Source organism: Aliikangiella marina (assembly GCF_007004765.1).
Lineage (GTDB): Bacteria > Pseudomonadota > Gammaproteobacteria > Enterobacterales > Kangiellaceae > Aliikangiella > Aliikangiella marina.
Genome location: NZ_VIKR01000003.1, coordinates 146243 through 166086, shown reverse-complemented (window position 1 = coordinate 166086; position 19844 = coordinate 146243). Strand labels below are relative to the sequence as shown.

15 protein-coding genes are annotated in these 19844 nt (G+C 39.8%); 8 read left to right on the top strand and 7 right to left on the bottom strand.

Annotation, left to right across the window (positions count from 1 at the left end; translation table 11 throughout):
- The first annotated feature begins 69 nt into the window (after window positions 1–69).
- From hisI to FLL45_RS12610, 5 genes are all read left to right on the top strand, one after another.
- Window positions 70–1305 (top strand): phosphoribosyl-AMP cyclohydrolase, encoded by a 1236-nt coding sequence (gene hisI, locus FLL45_RS12630; RefSeq protein WP_142942418.1) that lies wholly within the window; start codon window positions 70–72, stop codon window positions 1303–1305.
- Window positions 1295–2500: a histidinol dehydrogenase gene (gene hisD, locus FLL45_RS12625; RefSeq protein WP_142942417.1), complete on the top strand. Its 1206-nt coding sequence runs from the start codon at window positions 1295–1297 to the stop codon at window positions 2498–2500. Before hisI ends, hisD begins: the two co-directional genes overlap by 11 nt.
- 374 nt (window positions 2501–2874) lie before the next feature.
- Entirely contained in the window at window positions 2875–5013 is a 2139-nt protein-coding gene (locus tag FLL45_RS23110) for a pre-peptidase C-terminal domain-containing protein (protein WP_185964443.1), read from the top strand.
- A gap of 343 nt (window positions 5014–5356) precedes the next feature.
- A complete protein-coding gene (locus FLL45_RS12615; RefSeq protein WP_142942416.1) occupies window positions 5357–5878 on the top strand; it encodes a hypothetical protein in 522 nt (173 codons plus the stop codon).
- Between the two features lie 189 nt (window positions 5879–6067).
- On the top strand, window positions 6068–7555 hold the full coding sequence (locus FLL45_RS12610) for a DUF4397 domain-containing protein (protein ID WP_142942415.1): 1488 nt from the start codon (window positions 6068–6070) through the stop codon (window positions 7553–7555).
- 129 nt (window positions 7556–7684) lie between these two features.
- Here the strand turns inward: FLL45_RS12610 and FLL45_RS12605 are convergent, their stop codons facing one another.
- The 3 genes from FLL45_RS12605 to FLL45_RS12600 form a co-directional block, all read right to left on the bottom strand.
- Window positions 7685–8371 carry a zinc metalloprotease gene (locus FLL45_RS12605; protein WP_142942414.1) on the bottom strand — a complete coding sequence of 229 codons (687 nt, stop codon included), beginning with the start codon at window positions 8369–8371 and terminating at the stop codon, window positions 7685–7687.
- 577 nt (window positions 8372–8948) lie between these two features.
- Complete coding sequence (locus FLL45_RS22780; RefSeq protein WP_185964442.1) at window positions 8949–9107, bottom strand: hypothetical protein; 159 nt, start codon at window positions 9105–9107, stop codon at window positions 8949–8951.
- Between the two features lie 50 nt (window positions 9108–9157).
- Window positions 9158–10309, bottom strand: coding sequence for an LpxL/LpxP family acyltransferase (locus FLL45_RS12600; RefSeq protein WP_142942413.1), 1152 nt, complete (start codon window positions 10307–10309; stop codon window positions 9158–9160).
- A 555-nt stretch (window positions 10310–10864) separates the two neighbouring features.
- On the opposite strand from FLL45_RS12600, the gene FLL45_RS12595 reads away from it, so the two are divergent.
- A complete protein-coding gene (locus FLL45_RS12595) occupies window positions 10865–11152 on the top strand; it encodes a hypothetical protein (protein ID WP_142942412.1) in 288 nt (95 codons plus the stop codon).
- A gap of 60 nt (window positions 11153–11212) precedes the next feature.
- Window positions 11213–15190, top strand: coding sequence for a hybrid sensor histidine kinase/response regulator transcription factor (locus tag FLL45_RS12590; protein WP_142942411.1), 3978 nt, complete (start codon window positions 11213–11215; stop codon window positions 15188–15190).
- Window positions 15191–15326: 136 nt separating this feature from the next.
- On the opposite strand, the gene FLL45_RS12585 is transcribed toward FLL45_RS12590, so the two are convergent.
- From FLL45_RS12585 to FLL45_RS12575, 3 genes are all read right to left on the bottom strand, one after another.
- Window positions 15327–16463: an FG-GAP repeat domain-containing protein gene (locus FLL45_RS12585; RefSeq protein ID WP_246075825.1), complete on the bottom strand. Its 1137-nt coding sequence runs from the start codon at window positions 16461–16463 to the stop codon at window positions 15327–15329.
- Window positions 16460–16864 carry a hypothetical protein gene (locus FLL45_RS12580; protein ID WP_142942410.1) on the bottom strand — a complete coding sequence of 135 codons (405 nt, stop codon included), beginning with the start codon at window positions 16862–16864 and terminating at the stop codon, window positions 16460–16462. The genes FLL45_RS12585 and FLL45_RS12580 overlap by 4 nt, the downstream gene beginning before the upstream one ends.
- Window positions 16865–16994: 130 nt before the next feature.
- Window positions 16995–17489 (bottom strand): GNAT family N-acetyltransferase, encoded by a 495-nt coding sequence (locus FLL45_RS12575; RefSeq protein WP_142942409.1) that lies wholly within the window; start codon window positions 17487–17489, stop codon window positions 16995–16997.
- Window positions 17490–17813: 324 nt separating this feature from the next.
- On the opposite strand from FLL45_RS12575, the gene FLL45_RS12570 reads away from it, so the two are divergent.
- Window positions 17814–18518, top strand: coding sequence for a helix-turn-helix domain-containing protein (locus FLL45_RS12570; RefSeq protein ID WP_142942408.1), 705 nt, complete (start codon window positions 17814–17816; stop codon window positions 18516–18518).
- A 34-nt stretch (window positions 18519–18552) separates the two neighbouring features.
- Here FLL45_RS12570 and FLL45_RS12565 read toward each other — a convergent pair whose 3' ends face one another.
- Window positions 18553–19779 carry a methyl-accepting chemotaxis protein gene (locus FLL45_RS12565; RefSeq protein WP_142942407.1) on the bottom strand — a complete coding sequence of 409 codons (1227 nt, stop codon included), beginning with the start codon at window positions 19777–19779 and terminating at the stop codon, window positions 18553–18555.
- Between the last annotated feature and the right edge of the window lie 65 nt (window positions 19780–19844).

Here is a 19844-nt window from a genome sequence, read left to right as displayed (position 1 = left end):
TTAACTTCAAACCAAAATATTTGATTGCCCCTTGATTAGGGAATAAAAATTTAATTCGTAGGAAACAATATGTTAATTCCATCAATTGATTTAATGAATGGCAAGGCTGTTCAACTAAAACAGGGTAAAAATAAAGTTCTCGAACGTGATGACGTCTTTGAATTACTCGAAGAATTTTCAATTTACGGCGAAGTCGCCATCATCGATTTAGATGCTGCGCTCGGCCATGGCAACAATAAAGATTTAATCAAGCAGTTGCTTAATGTCAGACCTTGCCGAGTTGGCGGAGGGATTCGTGATTTAGATACCGCCAAAGAATATATCAAGGCGGGAGCAACTAAAATTATTATCGGCACAAACTGTCGTCAAGATTGGGTAAAAAATATCTCCAAAGAATCTCTCATCTTCGCGATCGATGCGAAAGGCGATTACTGGTCGACTCAAGGTTGGAAAAATACTGAAGGTGAAAAAGTTCTCGACTTAATTCCGGAACTCGCACAAAACTGTAGCGAGTTTTTGTATACACAAGTCGAAAAAGAAGGATTATTACAAGGACTAGACCGAGAGCGAATTGAACAAGTCGTCAAAACCTCACCAGTGCCAGTAACAGTTGCCGGTGGTATTACAACTTTAGATGATATCGATTGGTTTACTAAGCTAGGTGCCAACGGTCAGATCGGCATGTCAATTTATACCGGTAAGCTTAAATTGGTCGACTGTTTCTTGACTCAAGTCGATTTCGTAAAAGCGCCATTGGTTCCAACTATTGTCCAAGACGTCGATACAAACAAAGTGCTTATGATGGCTTATTCTAACGCAGACTCTTTAACCAAAGCGTTAACGACCCGTAAAGGGACCTATTGGAGTCGAAGTCGTAAAGAATTGTGGGAAAAGGGACTGACCAGCGGTAATCAGCAAGAATTGATCAGCGCTGATGTCGATTGTGATGGTGATACCATTTTGTTTCGCGTAAAGCAATTGGGCAACGCTTGCCATTTTGATCGTTATAGTTGTTTTGCTTCGCAAGTTAAAGGATTTGATCTTAACCGCTTAACCAGTTTACTTACCAAGCGAAAAACGGAGTCTTCTGAAGCTTCTTACTCGGCAAAACTTTTTCAATCAGCCGAGTTGCGAGCTGAAAAAATTCGCGAGGAAGCTGAAGAGTTGATCGAAGCCCAAGACTATGATGAGGTTCGCTGGGAAGCGGCTGATTTAATCTTCTTTGCGCTGACTGATGCCCTGGCTAAAGGCGTTGATATCAAAGCTATCAATGATGAACTGAGGAGTCGCTTTAATGATAACTAAAGCCCAGAATTGGCAAAGACCTCGCTTTGCAGACGATTCAACGCTTATTGATTCAGTCGCCACTATACTCAATGATATCGCCGATGAAGGCGATACAGCAATCGAGCGTTATGCTGAGAAATTCGATGGTCAAAAACCGGAGTTTATTGAACTAAAATCATTTGACGAATATCAGTTAGATGCTGAGTTATCAAATGCTATTCAATTAGCTGCAAAGCGGATTCGTCGATTCGCGGAGTTTCAGTTTGAGAGTTTAACCAGTCGACAGTTTGAAGATGACTACGGTTTTTTTGGGCAAGCGGTTAAGCCGATTGAAAAAGTCGGCGCCTATATCCCGGGAGGTCGTTTCCCACTAATATCAACTGCACTCATGACATTGATTCCAGCAAGGGTTGTAGGTTGTTCATCTCGTGTTGCTTGTTCACCCTCCGATCACCCGGCGATCCTTGCTGCTGCTTCTTTAGCTGGCGCTACCCAATTCGTAAAACTTGGCGGCGTACAAGCAGTTGGCGCGTTAACCAACGGGTATCAATCTATTGAGCCTGTTGATTTAATCGTCGGCCCAGGTAATGCTTGGGTGAACGAAGCCAAGCGTCAAGTTCAAAGTAAAGTTAAAATTGATGGTCTTGCTGGCCCGAGTGAGCTGATGGCTATTTGTGATGATCAGCAGCCTATTGATTGGCTCGCTTTAGACGCGCTTGCGCAAGCTGAGCACGACCCCAATGCCTGTTCATTAATCGTCAGTGATAGTCAAAGTTGGTTAACTGAGATGCTCAGTTATTTGGAAAAAAATAAGGACACTCGCGAGCTGATTAAAAATGAGCAAGTTGCTCTTGTCTATGCAAATAACAAAGCAGATATGATTGCTTTCAGTGAAGACTACGCGCCCGAACATCTCATGCTATGCCACAATGCGGTTAAGGCAGATGAGCTGAATAATTATGGTTCGTTATTTATTGGAGCGAATAGTGCTGTCGCATTGGGCGATTATATCAGTGGTCCAAATCACACTCTGCCGACGTTAGGTTATGCGAAACAAACAGGTGGGCTTAGCGTTAATACTTTTGTGAAAATACAGACGATTCAACAGGTCAATAAACAAGGCCGAGAAACACTTTCTGAAGCTGCGAAACACTTAGCTAAAGCAGAAGGTTTGGAGTTTCATTTCCAAAGTCTCGTAGCGCGTTGTCAATAAGTAGATGCTTCAAACTCGTCAAAAACGATAGGCTCCAAGTGAACAGTTGCTTGGAGCAGTTTCATTTTCTTTTAATCTATTGTTTTACCTGCTATTCCCTTTGCCAAAACGCCAACATCTCATTAACCAAATCATTTTTTAATTTTACGGCGTAAAATAATCAATCATATTTGTATTAGCGATACCCAGCTTGTTGCTAGTGGAAAATTCACATTTTTTGCGTGAATTTTATACAGCCACTGTTCATTCCCTTGTCAATAATGGATTTGCAGTGGTGATTTAGGACCCACCCTGCAATAAAAAACCTACATAACAACATCAATTGAAATTTCTCAATATTCAATTAATAACAATAAGTCTTAAGGAGAACAGCAATGAAACTCAAAAAACTCGGTGTTGCGACCGCGCTGCTCGCGTGTACGACTGTATTTTCAGTCAACGCAGCAGAGCCTTTATTTAAAGGCATCGACCCATCAAAAAATAGTTTAATGCAAACCCAACCCATGCCATTAAATAGCCAAAAGCCTGGTGAAGTTACGATGCGGAAAATGCAACTCAACCAGGGCGTGTTGGCATTAGATACGCAAGCAATTACGCTAAAACTTAATGATAAAATTAACTTAACTTTGGATAAGTCTTCTGCGAGTACCAACGCTCAAGGCAGTTTGGTTTGGAAAGGTTTACGACGGGCAAAAGATAGTCAATCGACGATGTCTTTAGTTAATCAAAGACAAAACGAAACGATCTTAATCAAACGCGAGACTGGTATCACTGGTTCAGTAAGAGTCGATGGTAAATTGTATAAAATTAGACCCGTCAAAAATGGCGTTCATGAAATTATCGAGATGAACGAGGCGCTTATGCCCGATGATCATCCACCTGCTGAAATGCAGATCTTAGAGCAAAATGCGAATCAGTCAGCGGCCATTAACAACTTATTAAGTAGCGATTTGATCGCACCACTGGCATCAGCAAATGCTCCTGATATAAAAGTACTGGTGGCTTATACTGCCGCAGCTAACAATGCAGTTTCTGATATGCAGGGATTAATCGAGTTGGCGGTTGCAGAGACCAATACGGGATATGACAATTCCGCAGTTGATGCAACCATGACTTTAGTTCATACCTATCAGGTTAATTATAATGAAAGTAACTTTAATACTGATCTCTCTTATTTCCGCAATACAAGCGATGGTGTTATGGATGAAGTACACGGTAAGCGAGACCAGTATGGTGCCGACATTGCAATTTTGATAACCAATGTTACCGATTACTGTGGTTTAGCTTCGGCGATTGGGGCAACTTCTGCAACAGCTTTTGCGGCGGTTTATCACGGTTGTGCAACCGGCTACTACTCTTTCGCGCATGAAGTGGGTCATTTACAGTCAGCTCGCCATAATCCAGAAGCCGATCCAACCAATACGCCTTACGCATTTGGTCACGGCTATCGTTATTCAAGTGGTGGATGGAGAACCGTTATGGCTTATAACTGTTCGCCAAGCTGTACTCGAATTAACTGGTGGTCGAATCCAAATAAAACTCGCAATGGTGCGGCTATGGGAACTACAACGCGCCACGATAACGCGAGAGTGCTTAATTTAACGGCAGCAACAATGGCTGGATTTAAAGGTGGCACCACACCTCCACCACCACCGCCTGGAGGCAACGAACTTGAAAATGGTGTCGCGGTAAATAATCTGTCTGGCAGCCAAGGCACTCAATTAAATTACACCATGGATATTCCAACTGGCGCCTCTAATTTGAGCTTTCAAACTTCAGGTGGTAGCGGAGATGCCGACCTTTATGTCAAGTTTGGTTCTGCACCGACAACCAGTAGTTATGACTGCCGACCATGGAGAAATGGTAATAACGAAACTTGTGATTTTGCTAGCCCACAAACCGGCACATATTATGTGATGATTAATGGTTACTCTTCATTCAGTGGCGTTAGTCTCGTGGGTAATTACACAGAAGGATCAACACCTCCGCCATCAAGCTGTGATGTTGAAGAAAGCTTTGAATCTGGTATGGGAGGTTGGACTACTGGGGGCTCTTGCAGTACAGGCACCTTTATTTCAGGCTCGCCAACAGAAGTCGTCAATAGCGGTGTAACAACTCAAGTTGGTGGAGCGCAAGATGGTAGTAACGCTTTGTATACTCAACCAAATTCAAGTGCTGGTCGTGATGACGTAGACGGCGGTGAATGTACCACTACTTCACCAATCTATAATGTGTCTGCCAACTCGAATGTCTCTTTGCATTATTTCCACGGACAAAGAGATGCGGGTGACGACGCAGGCGATGGATTCAATCTCGAAGTTTCCGTAAATGGCGGAAGTTATAGTTCGCTAGTTTCTATCGGTGATGTACAGTCGAATGCCGCTTGGACTCAAGAAAGTTTCACAGCTAACGCAGGTGATACTTTGCAGTTTAGAGTTAGAGTAGCCGATGCTAGCGGCGGCGGAGACCTGATTGAAGCTGGGATCGATAATCTCCAAGTTTGCCCTCAGTAGGTTATTTCTGCTCGGCAGACCTATCATGCAATCAATTTAAGGTTGCTCCAGAGCGTCGGCGTTTATCTGACGCTCTGATTAATAACCTCACCTTTAACTATCAGTTTTCGCGAAATAGTTGAGTCGCTAAATTTTAAATCTAATACCTTTTTTCCCTCAACCTTGCTTCCATTCAAGTAGTCTTCTAACAAACTTCTCTTAGCCCAAAAGCGCTTCAAATAATCATTAATAAATATTGAGCCTAGCTCGACCCTTAAATCTATTATATAGTACTCTTATCTAGTATGAGAATCCTAACTATTAACTCGTCATTTGATATCCACCTCGAACCTTGGACTTTATTTTGAAAAAGCTACTCGTAATTATATTGCTTGTCTCTTCAGCAAAAATTTGTGCCGCTCAAAAAGATAGCGAGTTTTTTACTACCCTTAGCTCTCACTGTGGAAAAAAATACTACGGCGAAACCATATTTCCCGATGACCCTAGCCATGACTTCGCCGGTGAAGCACTTGAAATGCATATTAAAGACTGTACCGATGAAGAAATCCGTATTCCTTTTAAGGTGGGTGAAGACACTTCAAGAACGTGGATTATTAGCAAGACGGATAAAGGACTTTTGTTTAAGCATGATCATCGCCATAAAGATGGAACACCTGACGAAATAACAATGTATGGAGGCTATGCTGACGACAAAGGCAATACACTCTCACAAAATTTTCCTGCTGATGACTACACGGCACAATTAATTCCAGCGGCAAAAACTAATGTTTGGCAATTAACTTTTGACCCTGAGAAAAAACAATTTATCTACTACCTTGAAAGACACCAAAAGCCTCGTTATAAGGCCGTGTTTAAAATCAAATAACGTTTACCTAAGTTTGTCACCAGTCGCATCAACATTACTCAGACTGACCTCGTTACGGAAAGTTCATTGGCTAAAAAATAATTTTTTAGCCAATGTAAAGAAACGTAAATTACCGTAAAAGTCGGAACTTTTCCTGTCAACGAAATTCTATATCGCTCGTTAAGCTAATTTTATTTATGGAGCAATTTGATGAGCGGCCTTACTATTTATGATAAAAGCCTAAGATTTAATTCGACCCAAAATCCGGTCAATCACTTAAAAATATTCACTACTTTACTTGTTTCTTTATTCGGTTTGTCATTTCTATCAGGATGCGATTCTTCTTCAAGTAATGTTGATGAGACAGGTTATGTACAGTTTATTAATGCTGCTAAAAACTCACCGAATATTCGCGTAACCTATACCGATAGTGACGGTTCAGATATCGTCGATGCGATCCCCTATGGTTCTGCCTCACCGCTTAGAAATATTTCTAGTGGCGACTATGACATGGTTATATCTTGGCAGGAGTCACAGGATGAATTCAATGATATTTTTGATGGAGATATTCAAGTCACTGATGATCGAGTGGATGTCGTGTTAATATCTGGTGATTTTTCTCAACCTGATTTGGTTTACTTTGAGTTTGATCGAGATATTGACTCATTAAGTGACGACGATGACGAAGACCAGTTTTCTCTCCAAATCATTAACGCGAATCAGGACTCTACTGGGGTTGATGTTTATCTCTCGCGAGAAAATGAAACCTTCAATGAAGCGCAACTTGTTACCAATAGCATTTATCAACAGATCTCTGATGTACAGCGGTATGATGTAGAAAGCTACAAGATATACATCACGGCTACCGGTAGCAACGCAGTTGTTTACGAATCAAATACCATCGACTTCAACAGCAACTACCAGTATTTAGTCGTATTGAGAGAAGAAACTGGTCCGAGTGATTCTGAGTATACTGTGGATGTGATTACTAATATCTTTACCAGTAACTTTCCCGACAAAGAATCTAAAACTGAGTTACGCTTATTCAATGGCATCATAGGGCATGAACTACTCCCCGAGTATACAGGCGTAATAGATGTCAATATTGATGGTACTGAAGAGAGTCAGTCAATCGAGGACCTAGCAATTGGGACGATGAGCGATACAATGATTTTTTCTGCAAGTGATTACTCGATGGATATTATTCCTAACGACTTAATTGAGCCAATTGCAGAAAATCACTTTATCAGCTTAAATCCCAATGATGATAAAACTGTTTTCCTTTATTTAACGGAGGAAACGGAAGAAGTCGATGATGCGCCCGACGAAACCACTGTTTATGTGAATAGTCTAATCGTTGAGAATAGTAATCGAGTCAGCCTTTACGATCATGAGATAAAAATTATCAATCTAGTACAAGATGATGATTTTGATGCAATTGAAGTGTATTTTGTAAGAAGTAACGAAACAGTCGCTACCGCCGATTACAAAGCAACCGCGTCTAGAGCATCACCGAGAACGGTTACTTTGCCTAATAATACTTATGATGTAAGTTTAATCGTTCAAGTGAATAGCAGCGAATTGTTACTCGACTTTCAATCGATTACTTTGGATGCTGATAGCGGTGATAAGTACTTAATTATCGAAGAAGATGTTGAGTCAGGTTCAGGTTACTCTATGCAGTTGATCGGCCAATAGTTTTAGAAAAGTTTATTGATGTTAGCCTCTCATCAAAAAGGTGAAAGGCTACCTTTCTCAGTTCTTGATTTTTTCATCTCATAGACTATGCAGCCATGCGCTATAATGAGTTTTAAGTTTGCTTAAGCATTAGTGACTTGTTCTCTGTTTAATGAATTTCTTCTGAACATATAAATAAGCTTGCCAACTAAGAAAAATTAATGCTAAGCCTTTCCACAAACTTGTACCAAAATATAAAACCCAATCGGCTATTCCTAAGTTGTCGCTCGTAGCCACATGCTTAATAATTTCATAAATACCAAAACCTTGTGTTTGATATATCTCTAACGAGAGCTTTACAAGTAAGAAGGTTAACAGCAGCAAAGAGATAACACCATAAACTAATACGATTATCGATGTTTTTTTTATCTCAGCAGAAACAGGCGTCTTAAACAATCGCTTAGCGGACGTAATACCCTCTTTGCGCAAATTTGGATTATCAAGTAAGTCGACTATAAGCCAATAACCATCTAGTCTTAAAAATGGGTTGAGATTCCATAAAATTGAAATCAATATGGCAATCGATGCGGAATAAAAACACATATTCTCAGTGACTAAAAAGCCGATGAAAATAAGAGAACCAAATACCGCCTGATAAAAGACGCCAGCAATCGTCGACAACATTCGTTGCCTCACACTAAACCCCCAACTCTCAGACAAGTCGGCATAAGCCACTGGGAAGATAAAATACCAGCCAATACCGATCGATACTCTTCTAGCACCATATCTGTAGGCGGATATCGCATGTCCTAATTCGTGTATAAGTATCGCCAACATCGTTAAAAACGCCACTAACAAGATATCCATAGACGTATAAAACATAAAGGTAAATTTGGGCGAGTAAAACAAGCCTAGGCATAAGGCGGTCGCAACTAGTAACAGACAAAGCTTAACCGACATTGGTTGCGTTAAGTGCACAAGGTTTTTTGCTAACCTGTTGACTAATCTGGGGCTTAATATCTCTAGTTTGAACAACATAAAACTCGGCTTAGTTTTATTAATTTGAAATTCGTTGTTAGCTACTTGTTTTTTTAAGCATAGAATGTTGTTGCGAATAGCTGCAGCTAGGAATGCTTTGTTTTGGGGATATGTGTCAACCCTATTTGGCAAAGCAAATGATGAAAGTAAATTGTGCCCGCTCGATGAGACAATAAATCGCTTACTCAGTGTTCCATTGTCAAATGCATAAAGTTTTTTATCTTCCGACCGCAACGCTGAAAAATCGCTTATCGTCAATCGCGGATTTAATATATAAAGATCTTTTATCGGGTTCATAAGGGCCAACTAGTTACACTGGTCAATCTAAAATCCGATAGTACCCTTTAAAAAGGCACTATCGGTGTTTTATCAACGATTAAAACGGATCGTCAATCGGGCATTCAGCCGGGTCGATATTGCATGGGTCGTAGGTATCATCTCCCCCACCACCATCACCGCCACCGCCGCAACAACCAAATTCAATTCTTTCCTCTAGTTCGACTAAAGATAGTTCTTCAAGCTTATCTCGCTTCATGACGAGTCTCCTTTTTTGTTTTTAAGTAAATTACTCTTATGAGTGTTGAATTAGAAAGTTTGCACTTTCTTAACTGACAAACCTTGTAAAATATTTCGCTCACAAAGTTCAGACAGAATTGATTGAGTTCTTTCAGGACTTTCCCCAACCGCGTTGATTAGTTCAGCGACGGATGCTCGAGGTCGATAGTTTAAGACTTGTGCAAGAGGTGCAGCCCATGATGGCAATGAAATTGCTTTTTGTGTATCAACGTCTACAAAGTACCATTTGTCGCTCGTTGAGTAAGGAACGAAGCGTTTTTCGTTAATTGATACAGAGTCAACTTGAGCAAGGGAAATTGACTTCAGATTTTCGGTAGCATCAATCTTAGGTACCAGCCAGCGGTGTAAGCAAAAGGCAAACTCCCAATCACTGGGGCTCTGATGAACAATTCTCTCTAATTCGTCATAAATACTTTGCATCGTAGACTGGGAAAATTGCGATAACTCCTCCTCAGTGAGCTTTTGTGAATTATGACGGGGGGACGCAATTACCTTTCCGATATGTAGCTTCGGGGTTTCTTTACCGCCTGCAAATATTGGGAGAATAGCGGCATCGCAACTATGAGCGAGTCTCGCAATACCAGACTTAACTTTCATTTCCCGATGGAAAAAACTGACGATTGTATCTTCCTTATCCATCGAAGCCCCTTCGGGCCCTAAATTACCATCGACATAGATTAAGCCTATTCTTCCTCGGCGTATGGCTCTAGCTAACTGTAATCCGACGTTTCTACTTTCAACATCGAGAAGCTGGTAACACTTCCCTTTTTCCGCATTGTTTTTTGCGATATCCGCCATCGCATTTTGATAAGCTCCCTTTGCAAATGGAAAGGTCGTTTGAATCAAATGCTCACTCAACTCAAGCATTATTTGTCGGTGAGAGCCATAATGGAACATCGCGATCAAAAGCCGCTTATGCGCTGCGTGGGTTTTACGAATGGAATTAGCATCCTGGTGGCTTATTGTTTCAAGCTGCCGATTCTTTTTATTCCATGTATTTTCAAAGCTATCTATCTCAGAAACTCGCTTCAATGCTGCTTCCTTCGAAATTGCCTTTATCTTCTTGACCGACATCAGTTCACCAAAGATTGCAAGGTAATTCACAAAGTACTGTGACTCATCGCCAACATCTTTCGAGTAATATTTGTATTCTTGAACCATAAGAGATGCCTCTAGTCATTGGGTATGCATTAACTTGCGACCAAGCATCTCAGAAAATTAGGATAAGCCACTACCAGATCAGTGCCGAGGGTTGTTTAAGTAGTGCCGATTTATAGAAACAACTCTGTTTCTGAGTGAAACATGCGAGTACTTTTGGGACGTAATGAAAACACCAGCGTTATTCAAGAGTGACTTTTATTTGGTGTGAAAACCCATGCTTTTTCATCTATTTAAATCATTGTTTTGTAGGTCTTTTTTGTGATAAACCAACAATTTGATAAAAATGTTATTCCTTAAACTAGATTCATTGTTAGTATGCTTTGGCACGCAAGTAATAATCTGTGGCATTCTAATTGTATTAATAAAGTGACATTATTGATTACCATTATTACTGCAAACTGTATTGATTCTGGGACAATCACAGCCGCTCGGTTTTATCGAGAAGTTACAATAGAACAACATCGAAAAACGATGCTATCAGAAGCATCTGAATTAATTCACATCGTTATAATAATTATATTGTGAATAAAACTTATTTTTCAGAAGGGAAAAATTATGAAATCACTAAAAACTATACTAATTGCAATTTTGACGTTTGCCCTTTCGGTTCAAGCCTCATATCTACAATCCCAAGGACAGCCAGCACCATTTATTTATGAACTACACCCGCACACTCTATACTTGGTCACTTTAGAATATGATAAAACAGAGAACGAGCTAGACTTTTATATCCCTATTCCGCAAACACCAGAACACAGTAAAAATATCTGCCGAGTAAAGCCTCAGGCGTGTTATCGACCCGCAGCTATTGAACCGCCGCCAGGAGACTTCATCGTAGATTAATATCGAACACTCAATTTGCTAATATCTAATATAGAGCTGGTGTGCCAGCTCTCGAAGAGTATGTTTATTCTAAATCGACGCTGTTCAATCATATATGGGGTACTACTGGCCGTATTGTACTTCAGTACCTCAAGCGCACACGCCAGCGCTGACATGAATGGTGCATTTTACTTTGAAAAAGCACTGTCTGATCAGGTTTCAGCATTTAGCTCTCCAAAGCGAGTATTCAAATCTAGCGATGGAGATATCTGGCTATTTTTTGAAAAATCGCTAACAATCATTTCAGGAAATAGCCAACAAACTTTCTCCTATAGCAAGTTATCAGCTTACCAAAACAAAGCCAGCTTCGATATCAACGTTACTGAACTTTCAAATCAAGTCTATTTTTCCATCGGTAATGAGTTGTTTGGCTACTCAAATACTCAACAAAGAATCAATCGCTTACCCATCAATTTAAACGAAAATGACCAAATTGTATTTTTAGACAAAGGCTTAAACGATGAACTGTGGGTGGTATCATTTCTTTCTGTTTATCGAATTAAGCAGCCATTTGTAATCGAGCCAATTATATTTCCAGATAATCTGATTGACGATGATGTATCATCACCGCTTCCAATCGCGGCCACGGTTGATTCAAATAATAATTTACTAATAAGCACTTATTCATTTGGTTTACTAGAAATTACGCCAAACTTAGAAATAAGTTCATTGATAAACACATTAAAAGATCAAGCTATTGCACAGACCATCACAACCTTTAAAAACAAAACGCTAATCGGAGTTGGAAATAAACTTTCAATATGGGACTTAAAATCCAACATTCTACTTAAGGAATTAAAATTAGACGAAGATATCAAAAGTATTCGAACTGATCATTTAAGCCCTATTATCTATCTCGTGACAGATTCGAAAGTTTGGCGACTGAATATCTCTAACCACGAGCTAAATCCAATTATAATCAAAACAAAATCACCTCTGAGTAATGATAAGATTACTATCAATGACTTGTATCTTGATAACGAAAGCATCCTTTGGCTTTCGATAAAGGATGAGGGGTTATTTTCCTACCATCCCAGTCGAAACATTATTCAAAAAGTCGACCTCGGTTCTCCCGAGCAAAAAAACAGTCAACACATTGAACTATATGACAAGACAAATTTTATATTGAGTAATAAAGACACAACATACATTTCAAATCTTGAACGTACACTTATGTCTCCGAGTTATTCATCGCTTCAAACCAATGACAAGCTATTACTGGGTTCTTTAGGAAAGTTAATATCAGTAGAAAAGGGCGGTTCAGACATTGAGTTCGCTATCTCTAAAAACTCCTATTATACCAATGACAAAATTATTAGTATTACGGAAGGCAGAAAAAATCACTTTTGGGTAGCCTCTGAAAAAACCGGGCTTAAATATCTGGAAATAATAGACAACAAAATTCAGCCGATAGATATTAGTCCTTACATCCCAATCGACGTTATTGTTAGCACACGATTTACAATGCATGATTCAGCTAATTCGATTCTATTCTTTACAGAAGATGCATTATATAAATTCAATTACCAGTCAATGGCGATGAGTAGTCTTGTTTCGCTAAAGAAAGAAGGCGTTAAACTGGCAAAAGTTCTTCGAGATAAAAACGCCTTAAATCTCATTACGACCAATGATAATTTATACGTATATGATTTAGATAAAGCGCATTTAACGCGGCTCAATATTAACATAGTCAATACTGGTTGCTTCATTCGCTATAATGACTCGTGGTTAATAGTACAAACTAAGGGAAAACTTTTTCAATGGAAAAAAAATGAGTTGTTAAGCTTTGATCAGGTCGACGGCTTACCGAGAGGTGGGCTCAATGGCAAGGTATGTAAACGCCATCAGCAAGTAATTTACTTTAGCGGTTTCGAAGGAATATACACGTTCAATGCGAGTTCAACGATTCAGAATAAGATACAACCGACAATAAAAATAGATTCTATCCAACTCGCCGATGTTAAGCTCTCTGCATTAGAAGAAGAGGCAATATCGATAAAACCTAAACAGTTTCCACTCAAGATTCAGCTATCCTCATCGAGCTATCTAAAACAGTCTAGAAACCGTTACCAATATCGAATTGTTAATAAAGCAAATAAGTGGGTAAGTATCTCTAATATAACTAGCGACGTAATTTTTGAGGAACTTGCACCCGGTGACTATGTCATTCAATTCAGAGCATCAAATAACGATGGAATTTGGAGTACTCCGCTCAATTTTGAATTCACTGTTATTCCACTTTGGTGGCAATCAAACGAATTCAGAGTCTTCATTCTCATCGGTATTTTAGTTTTTTTGTACGCTGCCATTATCTATCGCACACGCCTTATAAAAGCGAGAGCGACAGCATTGGAACTAGAGGTTGAAAAAAGGACTAAAGCTTTAAGCCATGAAAAAAACAAAGTTGAAAAGCTGCTGTCAAAAAAGAATCAAGAGCTTGCGAATCTATCTCATGAATTCAAAACGCCATTAACCTTAATTCTTGGACCATTGAGTCAAGTACTCAAATCAGAGCTAAGTCAGCAGGACACAAATAAACTCAATATTGTCCAGAGAAATACTTTCCGGCTACTCAGAATGGTTAACCAATTGCTCAACATAGAGACTTTTAGAATCAAAAGTATCGCTAAAAAATCAACTCAGCCTATTGGAAGAATCATTAAATTTCTTAGCGAATCCTTTGCCACATTAGCTCATGACAAAAACATTAGGTTCAATGAGCCTGAGTATTTCGAGCTGAATTTCGAATTTACACCGGATGCATTTGAAAAGATATTACTTAATCTCTTGTCAAATGCGATAAAGTACACAAAACCTGGTGGGTCAATCACGCTATTAACCAACCGCACAGAGAGACAACTTCAAATAGAGGTTATTGATACTGGAATTGGTATTCCTCCTGAACACCAGAGTTTAGTATTTACCAGGTATCATCGCGTACTGAACGAGCATAGCGAACAAATAACTGGCGCAGGTATAGGCCTGTCGCTCGTTAAAGAGCTCGTGTTGACTCATGATGGTGAAATATCTTTGAAAAGCGAACCAGAGAAAGGAACCGTTGTTACCGTTTGCTTGCCTATTGTTAATGAAACAACAAGCTATGATTTATCAAACGATCTCGATCAAGAGCTTATTAAACAAGAATTTATGAGTGTCAAGCAATCGGAAAATTTTTCAAGTGATAGCGAACGAATATCAAAAGACACAGCCCACTTGCCAACAATCCTTGTAATAGAGGATAACGATGATATGCGGCAGTACATCGCGCAAAGTATTTCTCCTCAATACAATGTAACAACCGCTAAAAATGGAAAAGAAGGTATAGAAATTGCCGTCAATGAAGTCCCGGACTTAATTGTTAGTGACATTATGATGCCAGATATTGACGGATTTCAAACAACCCAACTTCTCCGCAAGAATCCCGTCACCAATCATATCCCGATAATTTTGTTAACAGCTCGAGGTGATCGTGACAGCCGTCTACGAGGCTGGCAAGAAAATGCCGATGAATACTTAACTAAACCATTTGATCCGGAAGAACTCAATCTAAGATTAGCAAACTTACTCGATATAAGAGATATACTTAAAAAATGTTTTGCCGCAAATTTGTTTACGGCTAATGAAGATAAAAATCACAATAATAGTGTTCGATCTGATGATTTACAGGTTCACAAACGCAATCAGCAATGCGATTTCCTCGATAAAATTAATTGCTCACTCGAGAAGCTCCATTGCAATGCCAATCTATCGATGGATGAGTTAGCAGAATCAATTCATATGAGTAGAAGACAGTTATTCCGAAAGGTCAAATCAGTGTTGGATATGACACCAGCAGAATATCTTCGAAGGTTTAGACTGGAGAAGGCTAAGCAATTATTAGCAGACGGCAATAGTTCAAGCTATGTCGCTTTTGAGGTTGGCTTTTCATCTCAAAGTTATTTTAGCAAATGCTTTAAAGCACAATTTAATGTATCACCAAAAGATTTTCATGCAGAATAAAGCCAATTAATATTCGATAGCGCTTAACGCGCTTGGCTTTTATTTAATCAGTGTGTCGATTAAATCTGAACAGATAGCACGCCGACACTAGCGGAGAACGGGATTGAATGAGTGCTAACTTACACTATCGGTTATTTCAGTTGATTGCGCTCAAGTATAAGATCGCAGAATTACTTCGCCCGTCAGCAACGATAAAGTCGTCATGACCGTCACCATTCATATCAGCTAGTAAGACACCCCACGGATTGGAAATCTTCGGGTGGTGAAACAGAATCGTTTCTATCTTACTTGTACTCCCCATAATAGCAATTAACTCTCCCGCCCAGTTAGTTAAAATAGCGTCCTGAATACCATCACCATTAATATCACCTATTGCGATTTGCTTCGCACCGATATTTAAGCCGATTTCAATTTTGTTTCTTGTATCAAAATCACCTTTCCCGTTTCCAGGATAGATTGCGACTAGTCGATTATTCGAAGCAACGATTAAATCCCTATTATTATCTCCATTTAGATCCGCTAATTCGACCGTAAAAGGAGAATCAGAATGCGCTATTTTACTAAGTGAAAATTGAAGAGCCGTATTGCCAGTGTTGAGTAGTACTCCTACGTTAGTTAGATTGGGTGTAACCAGGTCAGGCGAACCATCATTATTGATATCCCCTATTGCAAATCCTCTATATGGATCGCCTCCGCTCTGAACGACCTTTCCCGGCAAAACAAAACCACCATTATCCGCGCCTTTGTAGAATCGCACTCCGTCATCATCACGGCTATCGACAATCAAATCAGTTTTATTATCTCCATCTAAATCAACTAGCTTAACTTCATGAGGATGCGGGCTAATATCAAGTTCAAATTGAGATCCGGATAACTTCTGAAAATTTCCATCACCATCACCAAAGAGTAAAGTAACGTAAGATGTTTCATGATTTGCGATAGCAACATCAACTTTACCATCACCGTTGATATCCGCAGTCGCTATGCCAGTGGGGTTTTCTCCAACAGAAATCCGCCTCAACTCAGATACTTTTCCTTTACCATCACCACGTAAAACAACCATATTATTATCAGAGTAATTGGCAATGAGAATATCTTGATTTCCATCGGCATCAAAGTCACAAAAGGTCATTGCGGCTTGTCCTGCTCCGATACTCAGTAACGTCTTTGAGTATGTTGTATTTGCTAACTCAAGACTGTTAGCTTGAGAGATAAAATTTAATAGCCCAACAGAAATCAATAGGGCTTTAGTGTTTTTCGTCAACAGAATCATTTACTACTCAGAGTTGGGTGTTTTCTTGTTTTGTATTGATAATTGCCGGTTCTTTTTATCACTATATCGGCAGCTTTCAATTCGCCTGTAAGCCAAAAATACTCAGCATTAGTATCCGTCAGTGGATTCTGCCGAACGATGCCTTCAATAACCTCACCAGTTTCTGCAAAATCGCCGATATCAACGACAAGTTCCTTCGCTGAATATTTCCCGTCAATAAATGGTCTTAGTGTCACTCTAAGCGCACTAATATCAGTGATACGGACATCGACCTCTTCAAATTTTATTGGTTCGATGTAAGATTGAATATCAGTCATCGTAAAGCTAAGCACTGTACCATCAAAACTTAAATTAAAAAGCGTCGCTTCTGGCCAGGCTAAGTCGTCTAATTTAATACTCATAAGCACCGTTTGTTAAAGTATTCACATTCTAAACACTTATTTCAGTGGTTAACTGGTTAATCAACTCTGTAATCACATCGGTAATCCACTCGAAAAGATGACACCGCAATCACCAGAGAGCATAATCACTCTAATCGGGCTTCAGTCGACTAAAAATATGCTTGTCAAAAAACTTGCCATGTTTGTACATCGCAGTTTTTAAGATCGCTTCTTCTTGATAACCAGATTTATGCAGCAAATTCATCGAGGGTCGGTTATCGGAAAAGACTGAAGCATCAATACGCACGATATTCGTTGTCGAAAAAACTATCTCTGTCATTTGTAAAAGCGCCGCGTGTGCAAAACCTTGTCGCCAATAGTCTCGACCGATCCAATATCCAATCTCACCAGAACGATTATATTCAAACTCTCCTCGATTAACACCAATACAACCAATCAACTCATCGTTAATAGTTATCGCTCGAACGAAATCTTGTTTACTTCCTTCATTGATCCACCAGTCGGCATCGGCTTTGGTATAAGGTAAAGGGATTTTACTGGATAAATATTTAACCACATCAAGGTCATTTAAATAGGTGACTAATCGCTGAGTGTCTTTTTCTTCAAATTCTCTAAGTTTTATCACATTATTCACTTCACACATAATAAGCCGCCAGCAATGACAACTTCATCGGGTTAACGTTTCAATCATACTGACTCTATCTACCGGATACAATCAGGTTCATTCTCCATGAGAAGATAAACAACATCATCCCGAACAGGCAATCGTTGCTGATATATTCTATGATTAGTCAATATTAGTGTTACCGCATTTCTATTTAGGAAAAACCAAGTGTTTAAGAAAAACCAAGATTTCGACTGAGTGACGGAACACTATCACATCCGTGTCGTAGCGGTGTTACCCGATTAATCATAGGCTTCTACTTAAAACGCAATATTGGAGTAGTCAATGAGTCTTTCAGTCGAAAAAATGAAAAAGTTACGCCTAAATAGTGGTTGGTCGCAAGAACGGTTAGCTGAAATCAGCGGTTTAAGTTTAAGAACGATTCAGCGCATTGAAAATGGCGATAATCCATCCTTAGAGTCGCAACTCGCTATAGCCACCGCATTTAATGTTTCGCCAGTCGATCTGATGAACGATCACGATATTGAAGTTGGCTCGGGAGGTATAAACTGGAGTGGGGTTGTAGGAGTCTTACTGTGTGTCGCGTTAATGGGTTTGCAATTTATACTCGGCGGTGCGGTTTACTTTGATGCTGTCAGTATACTACTGGTTATCGGACTACCATTTGCTATGTCGGCGATTTCATTCGGCCTCGATAAAACCTTAACAACTATTTACTTAATGCGCTGGGTGATTTTACTCCCTAAAAATGAGACAGGCTTACAAAACAACCTACCTTATCTAAAACATTACATTCTGTATTGTCATGTCGCGAGAGCAGTTTCTGCATTGGTAGGAATAATTGCAGTGCTGATGACAGCCGACTCATATGTCTATAATTTTGAACCGGAGGCAAAAAATCCCCTTGCTATGGGAATAGGCATTGCTTTACTCACTGTTCTCTACGCAGCAATGCTAGCAGAACTTATCTTGAGACCGTTAAAACACCAAATTGAGCGGCTACTAATCACACATCGAGAAAGTCTGTAATCGGTAAAATAAGTGCGATATATATCAGGTTTTATCAAAATAATTCAACGATATCTCGTAACTTGCCGGAATCCTCTCGCCGGCGAGTTCTCATCGAAGTATTCACTTCAACATCGCTGATCTCAAAAACTTTGAGCTTATCATTGATCACTTGACTCAGCTTTATTAAATCGTCAGCCGATAAAGTTGAATCCTTTGAGCTATCCAAAGCATTTTGATTAAACAAAACTAACTCTTCAATATTTTTGACGACCTCACTGGTAGCAATTCTTTCCCGCTCAGAAGACGCTCGCATATGATCGGCAGTCACAGAAATTCTATCGAGAGCATTAGAGATTTTGTTGAGATAGTCGTTACTCAGCGTGGTTTGATTGACGGCATCTTCCGAATAAGATTCGCCTTGTTGCATTCTGTCGTAGCTTTGTTGAGTCAGGTCTTGAATACGTTCGATATTTTGGCGAACTTCCTCAGTAGACTCATGAGTTCGATTCGCGAGCGCTCTTACTTCATCAGCCACTACCGCAAACCCTCGACCGGACTCACCGGCTCGCGCCGCTTCAATCGCGGCATTTAACGCCAATAGATTAGTTTGCTCTGCAATCGTGCTGATGACTTGAATGATATGACTAATTTGCTCGCTGGCGTCTTTAAGTTCGCCAATTTTGCCGCTCGCAAATTTTACGTTAGAGACCAAGGAATTAATGCTTTTAACAGCACTTTCGATGACTGACTTGGATTCATCGACCAGTTTCTTCTCTTCTTTTATACTCTCAAAAGCTGACTGAATATCTTCAGATACTTCGGTATTCGAAATACGAATCGAGTTGATGCCTTGAAAAATATTATCGTTGCGCTTTTGGTTGATAATAGCGCTTTGTTCGAATTGCAGATTTCCGTCTCTTACCGCCTCTGACATAGGCTGGAGTCTCGCGGCCGACTGGCGTATCGAGACTAAGGTATCATCCGCTCGATTAAGTCGTTTATTCACACTTCTCGCTAAATTGCGGATAAAAGGCAAAACCTCCGCTTCATCCACCGTGTTGATAAAACTCAAGGTATCAACACTTTCATCATTCACGACACGATAAAAAGGTTTGATAGCCATCTTCACTAACCAAGTAACAGGCACAAGCACAAGCAGCACTGCCCATAGAGAGAATGCAGCCCACCCCAATATCGTCTCAGGGGCTAAAAAGTAGCCAAATGTTGTTAAAATGACGGGAACGACTAGTAAAATTAGGGCTATTGCGAGTTTTTGCATCAATTATCCTCTTCAAATCCTTTTTAAATATAGTCGATTGAAAGTGAAGTGACGAAAAATCTGTG